19 protein-coding genes are annotated in these 16574 nt (G+C 36.5%); all 19 read left to right on the forward strand.

The genetic code is table 11. The features are described 5' to 3' along the window. Window positions 1–186 precede the first annotated feature (186 nt). The 19 genes from flgM to fliI all read left to right on the forward strand — a co-directional run bounded on the left by flgM (window position 187) and on the right by fliI (window position 16565). Window positions 187–471 (forward strand): flagellar biosynthesis anti-sigma factor FlgM, encoded by a 285-nt coding sequence (gene flgM / locus LG377_RS06565; RefSeq protein WP_225743878.1) that lies wholly within the window; start codon window positions 187–189, stop codon window positions 469–471. A 3-nt stretch (window positions 472–474) separates the two neighbouring features. Beyond that, the gene (flgN, locus tag LG377_RS06570) at window positions 475–840 is read left to right on the forward strand and encodes a flagellar export chaperone FlgN (RefSeq protein ID WP_225743879.1); all 366 of its coding nucleotides are present in this window, start codon (window positions 475–477) and stop codon (window positions 838–840) included. A 13-nt stretch (window positions 841–853) separates the two neighbouring features. After that, window positions 854–2344: a flagellar hook-associated protein FlgK gene (flgK, locus tag LG377_RS06575; protein WP_225743880.1), complete on the forward strand. Its 1491-nt coding sequence runs from the start codon at window positions 854–856 to the stop codon at window positions 2342–2344. Window positions 2345–2347: 3 nt separating this feature from the next. Beyond that, window positions 2348–3262 (forward strand): flagellar hook-associated protein FlgL, encoded by a 915-nt coding sequence (gene flgL, locus LG377_RS06580; RefSeq protein ID WP_225743881.1) that lies wholly within the window; start codon window positions 2348–2350, stop codon window positions 3260–3262. Window positions 3263–3407: 145 nt separating this feature from the next. Beyond that, window positions 3408–4274, forward strand: coding sequence for a flagellin Hag (gene hag, locus LG377_RS06585; protein WP_225743882.1), 867 nt, complete (start codon window positions 3408–3410; stop codon window positions 4272–4274). 141 nt (window positions 4275–4415) lie between these two features. Then, complete coding sequence (locus tag LG377_RS06590; RefSeq protein WP_225743883.1) at window positions 4416–5300, forward strand: flagellin; 885 nt, start codon at window positions 4416–4418, stop codon at window positions 5298–5300. A gap of 145 nt (window positions 5301–5445) precedes the next feature. Beyond that, window positions 5446–6336 carry a flagellin Hag gene (hag, locus tag LG377_RS06595; protein WP_225743884.1) on the forward strand — a complete coding sequence of 297 codons (891 nt, stop codon included), beginning with the start codon at window positions 5446–5448 and terminating at the stop codon, window positions 6334–6336. Between the two features lie 139 nt (window positions 6337–6475). Continuing rightward, entirely contained in the window at window positions 6476–7369 is an 894-nt protein-coding gene (hag, locus tag LG377_RS06600; RefSeq protein ID WP_225743885.1) for a flagellin Hag, read from the forward strand. Window positions 7370–7518: 149 nt separating this feature from the next. Then, a complete protein-coding gene (locus LG377_RS06605) occupies window positions 7519–7911 on the forward strand; it encodes a flagellar protein FlaG (protein ID WP_225743886.1) in 393 nt (130 codons plus the stop codon). Between the two features lie 4 nt (window positions 7912–7915). Beyond that, entirely contained in the window at window positions 7916–9298 is a 1383-nt protein-coding gene (fliD, locus tag LG377_RS06610) for a flagellar filament capping protein FliD (RefSeq protein ID WP_225743887.1), read from the forward strand. A 21-nt stretch (window positions 9299–9319) separates the two neighbouring features. Further along, complete coding sequence (locus LG377_RS06615) at window positions 9320–9682, forward strand: hypothetical protein (protein WP_225743888.1); 363 nt, start codon at window positions 9320–9322, stop codon at window positions 9680–9682. A 21-nt stretch (window positions 9683–9703) separates the two neighbouring features. After that, a complete protein-coding gene (fliS, locus tag LG377_RS06620; protein ID WP_225743889.1) occupies window positions 9704–10069 on the forward strand; it encodes a flagellar export chaperone FliS in 366 nt (121 codons plus the stop codon). A 537-nt stretch (window positions 10070–10606) separates the two neighbouring features. Continuing rightward, complete coding sequence (gene flgB, locus LG377_RS06625) at window positions 10607–10984, forward strand: flagellar basal body rod protein FlgB (RefSeq protein ID WP_225743890.1); 378 nt, start codon at window positions 10607–10609, stop codon at window positions 10982–10984. A 21-nt stretch (window positions 10985–11005) separates the two neighbouring features. Continuing rightward, the gene (gene flgC / locus LG377_RS06630; protein ID WP_225743891.1) at window positions 11006–11440 is read left to right on the forward strand and encodes a flagellar basal body rod protein FlgC; all 435 of its coding nucleotides are present in this window, start codon (window positions 11006–11008) and stop codon (window positions 11438–11440) included. 30 nt (window positions 11441–11470) lie between these two features. After that, window positions 11471–11794: a flagellar hook-basal body complex protein FliE gene (gene fliE / locus LG377_RS06635; RefSeq protein ID WP_225743892.1), complete on the forward strand. Its 324-nt coding sequence runs from the start codon at window positions 11471–11473 to the stop codon at window positions 11792–11794. A 36-nt stretch (window positions 11795–11830) separates the two neighbouring features. Beyond that, window positions 11831–13450: a flagellar basal-body MS-ring/collar protein FliF gene (gene fliF, locus LG377_RS06640; RefSeq protein WP_225743893.1), complete on the forward strand. Its 1620-nt coding sequence runs from the start codon at window positions 11831–11833 to the stop codon at window positions 13448–13450. A 10-nt stretch (window positions 13451–13460) separates the two neighbouring features. Continuing rightward, window positions 13461–14492, forward strand: a complete 1032-nt coding sequence (fliG, locus tag LG377_RS06645) for a flagellar motor switch protein FliG (protein ID WP_225743894.1) — start codon at window positions 13461–13463, stop codon at window positions 14490–14492. Further along, window positions 14476–15240 (forward strand): FliH/SctL family protein, encoded by a 765-nt coding sequence (locus LG377_RS06650; RefSeq protein ID WP_225743895.1) that lies wholly within the window; start codon window positions 14476–14478, stop codon window positions 15238–15240. Before fliG ends, LG377_RS06650 begins: the two co-directional genes overlap by 17 nt. Next, window positions 15237–16565 carry a flagellar protein export ATPase FliI gene (gene fliI / locus LG377_RS06655; RefSeq protein WP_370632543.1) on the forward strand — a complete coding sequence of 443 codons (1329 nt, stop codon included), beginning with the start codon at window positions 15237–15239 and terminating at the stop codon, window positions 16563–16565. Before LG377_RS06650 ends, fliI begins: the two co-directional genes overlap by 4 nt. Window positions 16566–16574: the final 9 nt, after the last annotated feature.

The raw sequence follows: 16574 nt of genomic DNA on the forward strand, positions 1-16574 counted from the left end.
CGTGTCTTTTTTTGTCCACTTTAAACTGATCGTCTTTTAAGATATACTATTGAAGTTAAACATTTTAGTAATTAGGCTTAATAATTTATTTTGTCTTCCGATAATAAGTAATGTATAAAACTCTATATGAGTAATGAACTCGAAACATATTCTTTATTTAAAAATAAACTAAAAGAGGCGATCATGATGAAAATCAATAACCAACACAAAAGCTATTTAAACTCAATCAATCAAACAAAATCAGGACAGTCTGCTAAACAAACAAAATCTGAAGAAACCCCTAAAAACCAATCACCAGTGCAAGTGAATATTTCTAAAGAAGCACAAGCTTTACATGATGCAGACAAAACCGTTTTTTCTGAAAAAGTACAAGCAATTAAAGATGCTATTCAAAATGGTGATTATGAAGTAGATGCTAGTAAAATTTCTTCAGAACTAGTGCGCACGATTCAGTCACAAAAGGAGCAATAAAGCATGTCTAAAACAGAACAAGTTTTAGCGAAAATGACTGAACTAAAAAATCTTTTAATCGAAGAGCGAGCAGTCTTGATCCAAAATGATGGCGAGAGACTGCTTGAATTGATTTCAACTAAAGAAGAGATCATGTTAACTTTAACAGATTTTGATGAAAGTGAAATTGAGTTAGATCAGTTAAGTTCAATTACCGGAGAAATCAAGGAACTTCAAGAAACAAATCTGATGTTGACAGAACAGTCAATGAGCTTCACAGAGCAATTGATATCAAGTATTCAAAATAACGTTACAAAGAAAAATACTTATTCAAAAACAGGGACATTCGAGAAATCAGGACAGACCGCATTTCTAGACCAGTCTTTATAAGGAGTACATACAAATGTCAGGATTATTCGGTACACTAAACACCGCAACAAGTGGATTAAAAGCCCAGCAAAATGCATTACAAACCATTGGCCACAACGTGTCTAACATGAATACACCAGGTTATTCAAAACAACGCGTGAATCTTCAGACAAACATTGCGCAACAAGTAGCCGGCGTTGGTCAAGTTGGAACAGGCGTACAAGTCGGTAGTATTTCACGTATGCAAGATCAGTTTATTAATACTCAATTGATGAATGGCTATTCTACTACAGGTAAACATCAGTCACTGTCTGATACGATCGGCCAACTAGAAGCAACTTTCAATGAACCATCTGCCACAGGGCTTGCGAATCAAATTTCAGAAGTATTTAATGCATGGACTTATTTAGCATCTAACCCGGAACAAGCCGCTTCCAAAACGATGCTCGTTCAAACAAGTGAAACCTTTGTAGATACTGTTAAACATATGTCTAACTCTATGGATGCTTTAAAAAGAGATACGATTCAAGGCTTAGATAAATCAGCAGTTGATGCAAACTCTACCTTAAAACAATTGGAGGACTTGAACCAGCAAATCTGGCAAGCTTCTGTTAGAGGATTCGCACCAAATGATTTGCTAGATACACAAGATCAACTTGTGAACAAATTGGCGAGTCAAGGAAATATCACAGTTGAGAGAGATAAGTACAATCGTGTAGCTGTTTCAATGGACGGCCAAAATTTATTAGATGCAAGTTCTCGTAAAGAGATTCAAACAATTACAAGTATGAATGAAGCAGGACGTCCTGTGTTATCTGATGGAACAGTACTTGAAGTGGAAGCTGAAGTTGGTCAATTTGTAGTGAAGTCAAACACAGATGCTACAGCAACTTTTAGTCCAATCAATTTAGAATCAGGTGCAGTGAAAGGAACACAAGAAGCCCTTTCCGTCATTAATAATATGCAAAATGATTTAAATGAATTTGTTTCTAGTTTTGCGAATGCAGTGAATATGATTCATAGTGATAATGGTACAGGAAGAGAGTTCTTCACTCTTACAGAAGAAAATGCTTCTTCAACTATTCAGATAAATCAGGAAATTAGAAATGATAACAATCTTGTCGTGACAGGGAAATCGACTGATAATTTAGTTGCTGGTGATGGTTCTAGAGCTCAATTGATTTCTAGTTTAAAAAACACACCGATTCCTAGTGGGAATGACTGGTTCAAATCAGATACGATGACGATTGAACCGGGAAATGGAAGTAACTCCACACTTTTCAGTAAATATAACAGTATGGTAACCAATATGGGTATCATCAAACAACAATCAGATAACATGCTGGATACGCAAGAAGGATTGATGGCATTACTAGAACAACGACGCGAATCTGTATCAGGTGTAGACATCAATGATGAAGTTGTCGATATGATCAAGTACTCAAGTGCTTTCCAAGCGAACTCAAGAGTTCTCCAAACTTTATCAGATATGTTAGATACCTTAATTAACCGAACTGGGGTGTAATAGATGAGAGTAACCAACTCTTTAATGTCTAAAAACTTTATGCGTAACTTAAATAACAATATGAAGAACGTGTATAAATATCAGGAACAATTATCGACTATGCAACAAGTTAGTCGTCCAAGTGACGATCCATTGAAAGTATCAAAAATGCTTGATTTGAATAACGAAATTAAACAAAACGATGAATACAAGTCCACTATAAATGACTCGATCGATTTTGCGAATGTCCAAGATTCTGCTCTAGCAAACGCAACGACTTCCATTCAACGGATTTATACTTTGACTCAACAGGCAGCTAACGGAACATATAACCACGAGGATAGACAGTCCATCAAAGCAGAAGTAGAAAATGAAATCGATACATTAATGGACTCACTTAACACCAGTTTCGGTGGGAAATATATTTTTGCAGGGAATAACTCTACAACTAAACCGTTTGTAAAAGAAGCTTTAGTTGACGGAGAAATGCCTAAAGTAACATACAAAGGAACATCAGATAATACATCTAAAGAAATTGCACGTGGTGTAACGGTTGATTTGAAAACAGATGGTAGTAAATTGATGAATGCTGACGAAAACGCTGACGACTTAGGATCATTCTTTAATGAATTACTTACAGCATTAGATGAAAATGATACTGAGAAACTAGGTGGAGACTTACTTAATAGAGTTGACAAACAAATGAATAATATTGTGAATCTTCGTACCAATATTGGAGCAACTCAGAACCGATTAGTCGCAGCAAAAGATCGCAATGAATCTGAGTATTTAAATTTGAAAACGACTTATTCAAATACTCAAGATATTGATTTAGCAGAAACCTATATGAAATACTCTATGGAGATGGTTTCTTACGAAGCTTCTTTACAAATGGGAACTAAAATTCTTCAGAATAACCTTTTGGATTATATTAGATAAAATGTTAGTGTAGATCTGTCTGTAAGAACCGGTCTACACTTTTATTTTTTAATTTACTTAAATTATATTAGTCTAGTCCGATAATATAGTTAGAAGACTATAAGGTCTTCGTTGGACTATCAAAGTATAATTGGAGGAAAAAAACATGCGTATAAATACAAATACAGCAGCGATGAATACATACTCACGTTTGACACAAGCAAACGGAGCGAAAAGTAACTCATTAGCTAAATTATCATCAGGACTAAGAATCAATAAAGCAGGAGACGATGCAGCGGGACTTTCAATCTCTGAAAAAATGAAAAACCAAATCTCAGGTTTGAACCAAGCTACTCGTAATGCTCAAGATGGTATTTCATTGATCCAAACAGCAGAAGGTGCATTGAACGAAACTCACTCAATCTTAAACCGTATGCGTGATCTTTCTGTTCAGGCGGGTAACGAAACTAATAGCGAAGACGATTTAGCTGCTATTCAGTCAGAGATTGGCGAATTGACAAATGAAATAGATAGAATTGCTTCTACTACTCAATTTAATGGAAAAAAATTATTAAACGGCGATACTAATGCGGTTAATAATCAATCAAACTTCACATTACAAATTGGTTCAAATACTGGAACTAATGATACACTAACAGTTAAAATTTCAGCAATGAATTCAGATAGATTAGGGAAAGTTGAAGAAGGCGTTGTAACTGATACATTGAAAGATATTAATGTTACTTCAACACAAGGAGCATCAGACGCAATTAATGCAATTGATGATGCCATTAAACAAGTTTCTGAACAACGTTCAAACCTAGGTGCTAATCAAAACCGTTTAGATCACACAATCAACAACTTAACAACAACTAAAGAAAATCTTTCAGAAGCAAACTCACGTATCCGTGACGTTGACATGGCTGAAGAAATGATGTCGTTTACTAAATCTAATATTCTTTCACAAGCATCAACTGCAATGCTTGCACAAGCAAATCAAATGCCTCAAGGCGTTCTTCAACTTTTGGGATAATCAACCAATATAAAAAATCGAAACTGGAAATTTCAGTTTCGATTTTTTATATTAAATATCCTTAAATTTTTTCAACAAGTGACGATAGTATGAATAGAAGGCGGAACAGCCTACTATAATAATTAAATGGAGGAATTTAACATGCGTATAAATACAAACACAGCTGCTATGAATACATACTCACGTTTGACACAAGCAAACGGATCAAAAAGTAATTCATTAGCTAAATTATCATCAGGATTAAGAATTAACAAAGCAGGAGACGATGCTGCAGGACTTTCAATCTCAGAAAAAATGAAAAATCAAATCTCTGGACTAAACCAAGCTACTCGAAACGCTCAAGATGGTATTTCACTGATCCAAACTGCAGAAGGTGCATTGAATGAGACTCACTCAATCCTAAACCGTATGCGTGATCTTTCTGTTCAAGCAGGAAATGAAACAAATAGTGACGATGATTTAAGCGCTATTCAATCAGAATTAGATGAATTAACTAACGAGATAGATAGAATTGCTTCTACAACTCAGTTTAATGGTAAATCTCTTTTGAACGGAGCTACACCTGCTGAGGATGCAAACTCGGATGCTATAGAAGCAGCAATGGCAGGAAATGCTTCTTTTACTCTTCAAATCGGATCAAATACAGGTAGTCAGGATACTTTAGAGGTCAGTATTAAAGGAATGGGCTCTAAATCCTTAGCAATTGATTCTTTAGACGTAGATGGAGCTGAAGTCGATGGAAAAAATGGCGCTCAACAAGCTATCGATTCAATTGATGCTGCGATTAAATCAGTTTCTGAACAACGTTCAAACTTAGGTGCGAACCAAAACCGTTTGGATCATACAATCAATAATTTAACAACAACTAAGGAAAATTTGTCTGAGGCAAACTCACGTATCCGTGACGTTGACATGGCTGAAGAAATGATGAGCTTTACGAAGTCTAACATCCTTTCACAAGCTTCAACGGCAATGCTTGCTCAAGCGAACCAAATGCCTCAAGGTGTTTTACAGTTATTAGGATAATAATAATATTATTTAAACTCGAAATTGGATTTTTCAGTTTCGAGTTTTTTTAAAGATATTCACTTAAAATTCTCAAATACATGACGATAGTATTACTAGAAGGCGAAACGCCTTCACTTAATTATAAATAATGGAGGAAATAAATATGCGCATAAATACAAATACAGCAGCGATGAATACATACTCTCGCTTGACTCAAGCTAACGGAGCGAAAAGTAACTCATTAGCTAAACTATCATCAGGACTAAGAATTAATAAAGCTGGAGACGACGCTGCAGGTCTTTCAATTTCAGAAAAAATGAAAAACCAGATCTCTGGATTAAACCAAGCTACTCGTAATGCTCAAGATGGTATTTCATTGATCCAAACAGCAGAAGGTGCTTTGAACGAAACACACTCAATCTTAAACCGTATGCGTGATCTTTCTGTACAAGCAGGTAATGAAACAAATAGTGGGGATGATCTAGATGCTATTCAAGCAGAAATCAAAGAATTGTCATCTGAGATTGACAGAATTGCAACAACAACTCAGTTTAATGGTAAAACATTATTAAACGGAGTTCCAGCTGATGGAGAAACTCTTGGTGCAGTAGAATCAACCAAATCATTTGGTCTACAAATTGGAGCGAATACAGCTGATGCAGATACACTAACAGTAAATATCAAAGCAATGAATTCAACTGCATTAGGAGTTAATGTTACTGGAACTGATGCTATAGATGTTACTGCGGAAGCAGCTGATGCCGATAGTAAAAGCGGTGCTCAATTAGCAATCGATTCAATTGATGAAGCTATCAAGTCTGTCTCTGAACAGCGTTCTAATTTAGGAGCTAATCAAAATCGTTTGGATCATACAATCAACAACTTAACAACTACTAAAGAAAACCTTTCAGAAGCGAACTCACGTATCCGTGATGTAGACATGGCTGAAGAAATGATGAGCTTTACTAAATCTAACATCCTTTCTCAAGCATCAACTGCAATGCTTGCTCAAGCAAACCAGATGCCACAAGGTGTTCTTCAATTATTGGGATAATTCTAAATTCATTAAAATCGAAACTGGAAATTTTCAGTTTCGATTTTTTTATACAATCTACTTAAATTTTATAAATAGATGTCGATAGTATTGATAGAAGGCGTCAAGCCTAATTTAAATTAACTGGAGGAAATTAATTATGCGTATTAATACAAATACAGCAGCGATGAATACATATTCTCGTTTGTCTCAAGCAAACAGTGCAAAGAGTGGTTCATTAGCTAAATTATCATCTGGATTAAGAATCAACAAAGCAGGAGACGATGCAGCTGGTCTGTCAATTTCAGAAAAAATGAAAAATCAAATTTCTGGCTTAAACCAAGCAACTCGTAATGCTCAAGATGGTATTTCATTGATTCAAACAGCAGAAGGTGCATTGAATGAAACCCATTCAATCTTAAACCGTATGCGTGATCTTTCTGTACAAGCAGGAAACGAGACGAATAGTACGGATGATTTAAATGCTATACAATCAGAGTTAAATGAATTAACAAAAGAAGTTGACCGTATTGCTGATACTACAAAATTTAATGGAAAAACACTACTAGATGGTTCAGTATCAACAAATGCAGATTCACAATCTACTTTTAAACTTCAAATTGGTTCTAATACAGGTACTAACGATAGTTTAACTGTAAATATTTCAGCAATGGATTCTGCTAATTTAGGTAAAGAAGATACAAAACTTTCTGCTATTAACGTAGTTGGTACTCCAGAAGGTGCAGATCCTGTAGCAAACCCAGCAGTTGCTGGAAATCATAAAGAAGCGATTGATGTTATCGATGCAGCAATCAAACAAGTATCTGAACAACGTTCAAACTTAGGTGCAAACCAAAACCGTCTAGACCACACAATCAATAACTTAACAACGACTAAAGAAAACCTTTCAGAAGCAAACTCACGTATTCGTGACGTTGACATGGCTGAAGAAATGATGAGCTTTACGAAATCAAACATCCTTTCTCAAGCTTCAACAGCAATGCTTGCACAAGCAAACCAAATGCCTCAAGGCGTTCTTCAATTATTGGGTTAATCTCAATAAGCCAAATTTTATTAAAACTAACGATATCGAAGCTGGATTTATCAGCTTCGGTTTTGTTGTACATATTCTGATGCAGTTGTTCCGGTTGTTTTAGTTAATATGGGAATTGCTGTTTTCAAATTGATTAGAGGAGCTGGGACATGAGTCAGCGAATTAATACACATAATACGATTAAAAATATCGATAGAGTTTTACAACATAGCAAAAGTACGATATCCTTACAAGGGAGTTCTTATGTAGAACCGATACAACCTGTAAGAGAAATTAAAAGAACAGACCAAACTGCAGATTTACTTAAAAGAAACCCCTCTGAAGAACAAATTGATCAATGGGTTATAGAAGCGAAAGATGTCATGCAACGGGTAAACACTCAACTGACTTTCAGAAAACATGAAGGCACAGGAAAGGTGCTCGTTGAGTTAGTAGACATTGATTCGCGTGAAGTACTGCGTGAAATTCCACCTGAAAAAATGCTAGATATCATCGCTGGTATTTGGGAATGGTCAGGATTAATTATAGATAGAATGGAGTAATACTATGAGTGCAATGAATGTTATGGGGCTATATTCTGGTATTGATATGAGTACGGTTGAACAACTAATTCAAGCAGAATCCTCTCGAGGCGTTAAGTTCACAAAGCAAAAAGAGACGTATCAGAAACAACAGACGGCTTGGAAAGATGTAAATAGTCGCTTAGACAATTTATATAAAAAATTCGAAGTACTTAAAAACCCGGAAACTTTCAATTCAAAAACAGTGAAAACATCAAATGAAGGATTTGTTTCTGTTTCTTCTACTAGTAATGCGGACACTGGTGAGTACAAACTTAAAGTTAGTCAACTAGCTACTGCTACACGTTTGACAGGCACGCAAGCTGATTTAGGGTTGCTTTCTGAGGATTCAAAACTAACAATCAATAATGGTGAGTCAGACTTCGAATTTGATATTACTACTGAAATGGATTTAAAAGATATAAAAAATTTAATTAATGAAACTTCTAGTGATTCAAAAGTTAAAGCTAGTATTGTTGATAATCGTTTGATCTTAACACGTTCAGATTTAGGAAATAAAACTTTGTCAGTCGATGGAGATGCTGTTCAAGCGTTAGGTTTTAAATCTTCAGAATTAGTATCGGTTGAAGCTGTTAAAGGTCAATCGGCTATACTCTTTATTGATGGTTTAGAGATTACAAAAGATAGTAATACGATTGATGATGTGATCGAAGGAGTTACATTTAAACTACAAAATGTTCATGAAGACAATAAGTCAGATACCTTGACCATTTCAGATAATACTGAAAAAGCCGCAACCGCAATGAAAGAGTTAGTGGATCAGTATAACTCTTTGAATTCATTTATAAAGCAGCAAACCTCAGTAGGAGACCCATCTGCAGAAAATAATGTAACAGGTACTTTAGTGGGTGATAGCTCAATAGCAAGATTACAGACTAACTTGAGAAGTATGTTTACAAGAAATATAGAAACAGCTTCTGGGTCAGTCAACAACCTGCAAGATTTAGGTGTCCAGATTGATCGTAACGGGACTGCAACTTTTAACAGTGACAAACTAATCAAAAAATTAGAAGAAGATCCTGATGGAGTTGTTAATTTCTTTCATAGTTCGGAACAAGTTGAAGACGAATCAGGAAGTAAAACAACAAAATTGAGTGGATTTGCTAATGCAGCTCGGTCATTAGTTAATGAATATATTTCAAGTACAACAGGTATTATCAAAACAAAGTCAGAAACATATGACCGTTTAATTAAAGACGTTAATCAGCGCATCGAAACGTTCAACAAACGTATTGAGACAAAGCGTGAGCAATACATTAAACAATTTACGGCTTTAGATACGGCAATGATGCAGGCGGAATCTCAGATTCAATTTATGATGGGACAATTAGGCGGAAATGATAAGTAGCATTAAGGGGAAGGGTCTATAATGGTTCAAGCTAATCAGACAGTACAAAAAAAGAAAGCATTACTTTTAAATGTATTTAACGCTTACGAAACGTTTAATAACACGACTGGTTCAGCAACTCAGATCATTGATGAAATTGAAGAGATTATTTCAGAAATGTATGAACTAGACAGACAATTAACAGACAAGGAAAAAAAAGAATTTTCTGATAGTTATACCGAAGTATGGGAAGAAATTATTTTCAAGCAAAGAAAATTGATTGAATTCATCGAGAATGAAAACATGGCAGTAAAAGACCAAATGAATCAAGTCAACAAGAAAAACCAGATGATCAACGGGTATATGGACCAGAATCAGTCAATGTTTCTGGACAGACAGGCTTAATAGAAGACAAGGAGTATGAACATGGGTTATGGTAATGCGTCAAATGTCTATAAAACAAATCAGATTCAAACAGCCTCTCCGAAGCAACTAGTTGTTTTGCTTTATGAAGGTGCGATCAAAAATATTCGACTAGCTGAGCTAGCATTAGAAAACAAAGATAATGAAAAGGTCAATTGTCATCTAATCAAAGCGCAAGATATTGTAGCGGAGTTATTAAATTCCTTGAATCACCAAGGCGGAGAAAACCACATAGCTAGTGAACTTGAAACTCTATATGAATATTTACTAAATGAGTTACTCCAGGCAAATCTAAAAAAAGATTCTGAAAGAATGACTGGAGCTAGAGCAATATTAAGCGAATTACTAGAAGCGTGGGCCAGCATTTAATTGTTGGTCTTTTTCTATGTGTTAGGGTATTCTAAATTTTAAAGAAAAATGTATAAAAATTAACAATAATATTACCTATTATAAATGGTTTTTTTACATTACTGACATTATATAATTTTTGAGAAAAATCATTTATAAGATAACGATATCAATCTATAGGCAATGAAACCGATTTAGTATTCCTGTTCACAAAACTGTCATTTGTTTACTTAATGACAAATTTAACACCATATTGGTGGTTGACATTATCATCAAGTTAACTACTTGATTACTCATCTAGTGTATCTGGTTTCAGATAACCATTGATATTATAGGGATTAACTAACAAGCGGGTTTTAGGAGTGCTGAAAAAAGTGTTATCTTGATTTTATGATTTCAGTCAAATGTTCACAATTACGAATCAAATAAAAATATCTCAAAAAAATTAAGATTGAAACTTTTTCATGACTAAATTACACTTGTGTTTGATGAATATTTAAACAGAATATTGATTTTATACATAAATCAAATACAGCAATAGGTAATGGGGGAATTCTAGTGGATTACAAAAATATTTCTTTATTAAACAGAGCATTAGATGCTACAAATCTTAGACAAGAAACAGTGTCTAGTAATATTGCGAATGTTAATACTCCAGGTTACAAAGCAAAGCGCGTAGAATTTGAATCCGTTCTTCAGCAAGCAATGGACGGTACTGGACTCAGAAAAACCAACGAGCGTCACTTTGGAGTATCTGGTCATAATGATGTTACAGCAAAGGTAAGAGCACAAGAAGGTAATCGAGTAGGAGAAAATGGCAATAATGTAGCCATTGATACAGAAATGGCAGAATTAGCTGCGAACTCGATTCATTATCAGGCTCTCGTATCTCAAACAAGTGCGCAATATAATATGCTTAGATCTGTATTAAGATAATAAAAGGAGATGGAGTTATCAGTGTCAATTTTTGATGGAATGCGTATTAACGCAAGTGGGTTAACCCTTGAACGATTCAAGTTAGATACAATCTCAACAAACATCGCCAATGTAAATACAACAAGAACAGAAAATGGCGAAGGTCCTTACATAAAACAACAAGTAGAATTTGAAGAAAGTCTCAGAACACAAACATCTGGTTTCACTGGTGACGTGAATACAAGTAGCGCTGGTGTCCGAGTCACAGGTGTTACTGCAGACCAAGATAATATCAAGATGGTATTCGAGCCAGAACATCCTGATGCGGATGAATTTGGTTATGTTGCCTATCCTAATGTGGACATGGCAGATGAAATGGTGGAAATGATGACGGCCATGAGAACTTACGATGCTAATGTTACAGCTATGAATAACAATAAAGATTTACTGAAACGTGCACTAGAAATTGGAAAATAATAAATAATTCAGATTGAAAGGAAGCACAGAATGTCAGGAATGAATGGAATTAATCAATTATACTCAAATGCATTAACTGAAATGAATGGAACAATAGGGACTAATCAAAAAGGGGGCGTGGTAAAAGGAGAAAACGATCCTTTTTCAAACGTCTTTTCTAATGCCTTACAATCCTTAGAAAATAAACAAGTTGAATCTACTCAAGCTGTAGAAGCACTCGTTGATGGAACAGCGGACGACTTGCATACAGTTATGATTAAAACAACGGAAGCACAGCTTTCTTTAGAAGTTGCTGTTCAATTTAGAAATAGAGCACTTGAAGCATATAACGAAATCAAAAATATGCAGTTCTAAGTTAGAACCAGCAGCTGTTAAAGGGAGTATGCGTTTATGGACAAGGTAAAAGATATATGGGGTAACTTAAAAAGTGGCTGGATGAACCTTGAAGCTGCAAAAAGAAAAAGACTGATCATGTTAATTGTAGTTGCAGTGATTGTGCTTGCTGGTGTTGCTTATATGTCTCAAAGAAAGCAATACACCGTTCTATTTTCGAATATGGAAGAAGCAGATGCGGGTGCGATTGTTGAGGATCTTGAGACACAAGGAATTCTCTATAAATTGGAGAACGGCGGAACGACGATTTTAATTGATGAAAAACAGGTCGATCAATATCGTATTGAAATCGCAACAAATGGCTTAATGCCTGAAAGTTCTACTGGATTCGAAATTTTCGATGACACAAGTATGATGGCAACAGATCAAGACCGAGAGATCATGTACCAAAGAGCTGTAACAGGAGAGTTAGAACGATCTATTTCTTCATTACAGCAAGTAGAAGCAGCTAAGGTGATGCTGTCGATACCTGAAGACAGTATCTTTCAAAATCCAGAATATAAGAGTGAAGCTTCTGCTTCTATTGTGCTTCAGACTAGAGGAGCAAATCAGTTAACGACTCAAAACATTCAAGGAATTGCATCCTTAGTTGCCGGTGCAGTTGACGGACTACCTGTAAGCAACATACAGATTGTAGACTCAAACGGAAATCTATTAAGTGGATTCTTACAAGATGGAGAAAATGCGATTGGTGCTACAGATATTTCCAATCAGCAGCTCTCTGTACAAAAGAGCTATGAACAAGATCTTGAAAAACGAATCAATGAATTATTAGCGCCAGTTTATGGTCCTAATAATATTCGTGTAGTCGTCAATGCTTCAATGAATTTTGATGCAGTTGAAGGTGAAACAGTCACTTATACTGCACCTATGGTTGATCCAAACAGTGAAGAAGCTCCGGACCGAGAAGGACTGATTAGAAGTCAGACCGAGAACTATAATGGAGCTAGTGATATGCTGCGTGGACTAATAGAAGAAGGCGAACTGCCTGTAGCCGACGATGGCGAAACTGAGCAGAATACCTCTCTTGACCGCACAATTAACTACGAATTAGATCAGAACTCAGAACGTTATGTTAGAGCACCAGGTGTCATTGAAACCGTAGATGCTTCTATTATCATTAACCAGACCGGTGACGCAGTCATTGCGCAGAATCAAATTGTTCCGATTGTCAGACGTGCTTTAGGACTAGACACTCAAGATAGTGCAATACGTGGAGACGTTACGGTAGAGTCAATGGCTTTTGCGGGTAATGAAGAGGTACCTACAATCAACACAGACATTATGGAAGAGATTATGATTTTCTTTAGAAGATACTGGCCATTCATGATTGGAAGTATTGTACTGCTTGTGTTAGGCATTGCGATTTTATCTATTCTACGTAAAGGTCGAAAAGATGAATTTGATGAGTTTGAAGCAAGTTTCGAACCTCAACCAATGGCTCCAACTCAACCGGCTCAACCACTTCCTGTTGAACCAGAACCAATCGATTTGAATATGGAACGTAAAAAACAACAGAATAAAGTCATGAGTGATAAAGAAGATCTAGTAAGGGAAGAAGCGAAACAGAATCCTGAACTAGCTGCAGAATTAATGAAAATATGGTTAAAAGAATAGGAGGGGTAGAATGACAGAGGTTATTGATGATAAGAAGACCGTTCAACTAGATGGAATTAAGAAAGCGGCTATTTTCATGATCGCTTTAGGCCCCGAGACATCTGCACAAATTATGAAACAATTACCTGATGCTTATATTCAGAAAGTCAGTTATGAAATTGCCAATATTGATCACGTAAGTAGAGAAGATAGAGAAGCTATCGTAGATGAATTTCTGGAAATGTCTCAAGCAAGAGAATATATACTTGATGGCGGTATTGATTACGCTAAAACTTTATTGAATAAAGCCCTGGGAACACAACGTGCCAAAGAAGTAATTGACATGCTGAACCAAATTCAATTAAGAGAGCGACCATTTAATATCGCTAGAAAAGCTGATCCTCAGCAACTGACGAATCTATTGTTAGGTGAACAATCTCAGACAGTTGCTTTGATCCTTTGTTACATGCAACCAGATAAAGCCGCTCAAATTTTGGTTCAGTTTCCTCCAGAAAAGCAAACAGAAATTGCCGAACGAATCGGTACGATTAGTAATACCTCACCGGCTATTATTGAAAAGATTGAAAAAGTTATCGAGAGTAAGTTTTCTTCTTATGTTGAAAATGAAACAGAGAATGTAGGTGGCGTCAATACTTTGGTTGATATTTTGAACCAAGTTGGACGTACGACCGAGAAGACGATTGTAGCGGAACTAGAAGAAAGACAACCTTCTTTGGCCGAGGAAGTCAAAGCCAGCCTGTTCACATTCGAAGATATCGTTTCACTTCAAAAGAGCGATGTCCAAAAAGTATTACGAGAAGTCAATCAAGACGATCTTATTCTTGCACTCAAAGGTGTTTCCGACGAGTTGCGTGACTTTATCTTTGATAATCTATCTGCTAGAGCAGTGGATACACTCAAAGAAGATATGCAGTTCCTTGGACCCGCAAGATTGTCTGCAGTCGAGGAAGCACAGCAGAAAATCGTTACCGTTATTCGTCGCTTAGACGAACAAGGGGAAGTTTACATCATGAGGGGCGAACAAGATGCTATCGTCGAGTAGAATCATTAAATCTAAACATAATATACAACAAGCAGAAGACGCTTGGGTTATCGATACAGTCTTAACCGATACTGATGAGTATACGGAAGAAGAATCAGATACCTCAGAAGAGACACAAGAAGTACTTTTAGAAAAAAAGAGAATCTTGAATCATGCCTACTCAAAAAAAGAAGAATTGCTTGAACAAGCTAAACAAGAAGCTGAAGCCATCAAGCAGCAAGCCTACCAAACAGCATTTCAGCAAGGTCAGGAAGCTGGTTATCAAGAAGGCTATACCTTGGGCATGAAAGAAGGGTTTGAACAAGGGAAGCGAGAAAGTGAAGCGTTGAAGCAAGAAGGTCGAGATTTGATTGTTCAGGCGCAACTTGAAGTCGAGCAATATAGTCAAGACAAAAAAGAAGAATTGCTGAAGTTAGCGGTTCATATGGCAGAAAAGATTGTTCATGAGCAAATCAATCATAACGATGAAGGGATTTTATCTCTGATTCATCCCATACTACATCAACTAGACCGTGAAGAAGATTTTATCTCTATCACGGTCAATCCGGCAGTGAGAAATCAGATTCAAGCGAATTTAGCGAGTTTGAAGAATCAGTATACTGGTGTGCGTTTCGCCGTACTGCAAGACAGTAGTATTGAACCAATAGGATGTATTGTCGAAAGTGCACATAAAGTGATCGACTTGCAGATAACGGCTCAACTAGAATCTATGCTTAAAGAAATGAAAGAAACGGAGCGTAATGTTTGATGATCGATATCCCTTTCAAACAGTATCATGAATCTATTGATAAAAACATGCACACCTTAAAGCAAGGTAAAGTGAGTCAGGTTATTGGTCTGATTATCAAAGTAGATGGACTGGATGCATTTATCGGTGAAGTCTGCGAGATTAATATCAAGTCTACAGACAAAATCGTTTTAAGCGAAGTCGTTGGATTTGTAGACGAAACGGTTCTATTAATGCCACTTGATGAACTTGAAGGTATCGGACCAGGCTGTCTCGTTCGACCAACCAGAAAAACACTTAAAGTAGAAGTGTCTGATGACATGCTAGGTACTACCCTAGATGGTTTGGGTCGTCCGCTAACAGAAGCACGATTAACCGAAGGTAAAATGTATCAGGTGAATCGATCTTCTCCAGATCCTTTTAAGCGTAAAAAAATCGAGAATATTATGACCACTGGCGTTAAAGCAATAGATGGTTTGCTGACAGTTGGCGAAGGTCAGCGTATGGGGATCTTTGCAGGTTCTGGTGTTGGAAAGTCCACACTCCTTGGGATGATGGCCAAGTATTCTGATGCGGATGTCATTGTTATTGGATTGATCGGTGAGCGTGGACGAGAGGTAATGGAATTTATTGAAAATGAACTTGGTGAAGAAGGGTACGCCAAGTCCGTTGTTGTCTGTGCCACTTCTGATATGCCACCACTGGTTAGGTTAAAAGGCGCTTACGTGGCAACAGCAATTGCTGAATATTTCAGAGATCAAGGCAAGAAAGTCGTTTTGATGATGGACTCCGTTACTCGTGTAGCTATGGCTCAACGAGAGATTGGTTTGGCAACTGGCGAACCCCCTACGAGTAAGGGGTATACACCTTCTGTGTTCACAACATTACCGAAACTGCTTGAACGAAGTGGAACGTCTCAAAATGGTTCTATAACAGCCTTCTATACTGTTTTGGTTGAAGGGGACGATATGAACGAACCCATTGCCGATTCTGTACGAGGTATTCTTGATGGACATATCATTCTTTCAAGAAAAATCGCTTCAGAAAATCATTACCCGGCAATCGATATTCCAAATAGCTTAAGTCGTTTAATGAAAGAATTGGTTAGTCCAGAACAAGATGAATTAGCAGGGAAGTTGCGAGAAAACTTAACTCGCTATACAGATACTAAAGACTTAATCGATGTTGGAGCATATCAGAAAGGCTCAAACCCTTTAGTCGATCAAGCCGTTCGATTGAATAGACCGATAAAAGAATTTTTAAAGCAAAAGACAAAAGAGTCTTATACATTTGATGAAACATTATCTGAGCTAAATTCAGTATTCTCAGCTCACTCGATACGATAAGGAGAATGA

Origin of the sequence: Marinilactibacillus sp. Marseille-P9653 (assembly GCF_916618885.1) — a bacterium.
Classification (GTDB): domain Bacteria; phylum Bacillota; class Bacilli; order Lactobacillales; family Carnobacteriaceae_A; genus Marinilactibacillus.

What these genes read in the sequence shown, in the direction of transcription:
- flgM (WP_225743878.1), top strand. Translation starts at nt 187, where the DNA reads ATGAAAATCAATAACCAACACAAAAGCTATTTAAACTCAATCAATCAA.
- flgN (WP_225743879.1), top strand. Translation starts at nt 475, where the DNA reads ATGTCTAAAACAGAACAAGTTTTAGCGAAAATGACTGAACTAAAAAAT.
- flgK (WP_225743880.1), top strand. Translation starts at nt 854, where the DNA reads ATGTCAGGATTATTCGGTACACTAAACACCGCAACAAGTGGATTAAAA.
- flgL (WP_225743881.1), top strand. Translation starts at nt 2,348, where the DNA reads ATGAGAGTAACCAACTCTTTAATGTCTAAAAACTTTATGCGTAACTTA.
- hag (WP_225743882.1), top strand. Translation starts at nt 3,408, where the DNA reads ATGCGTATAAATACAAATACAGCAGCGATGAATACATACTCACGTTTG.
- LG377_RS06590 (WP_225743883.1), top strand. Translation starts at nt 4,416, where the DNA reads ATGCGTATAAATACAAACACAGCTGCTATGAATACATACTCACGTTTG.
- hag (WP_225743884.1), top strand. Translation starts at nt 5,446, where the DNA reads ATGCGCATAAATACAAATACAGCAGCGATGAATACATACTCTCGCTTG.
- hag (WP_225743885.1), top strand. Translation starts at nt 6,476, where the DNA reads ATGCGTATTAATACAAATACAGCAGCGATGAATACATATTCTCGTTTG.
- LG377_RS06605 (WP_225743886.1), top strand. Translation starts at nt 7,519, where the DNA reads ATGAGTCAGCGAATTAATACACATAATACGATTAAAAATATCGATAGA.
- fliD (WP_225743887.1), top strand. Translation starts at nt 7,916, where the DNA reads ATGAGTGCAATGAATGTTATGGGGCTATATTCTGGTATTGATATGAGT.
- LG377_RS06615 (WP_225743888.1), top strand. Translation starts at nt 9,320, where the DNA reads ATGGTTCAAGCTAATCAGACAGTACAAAAAAAGAAAGCATTACTTTTA.
- fliS (WP_225743889.1), top strand. Translation starts at nt 9,704, where the DNA reads ATGGGTTATGGTAATGCGTCAAATGTCTATAAAACAAATCAGATTCAA.
- fliE (WP_225743892.1), top strand. Translation starts at nt 11,471, where the DNA reads ATGTCAGGAATGAATGGAATTAATCAATTATACTCAAATGCATTAACT.
- fliF (WP_225743893.1), top strand. Translation starts at nt 11,831, where the DNA reads ATGGACAAGGTAAAAGATATATGGGGTAACTTAAAAAGTGGCTGGATG.
- fliG (WP_225743894.1), top strand. Translation starts at nt 13,461, where the DNA reads ATGACAGAGGTTATTGATGATAAGAAGACCGTTCAACTAGATGGAATT.
- LG377_RS06650 (WP_225743895.1), top strand. Translation starts at nt 14,476, where the DNA reads ATGCTATCGTCGAGTAGAATCATTAAATCTAAACATAATATACAACAA.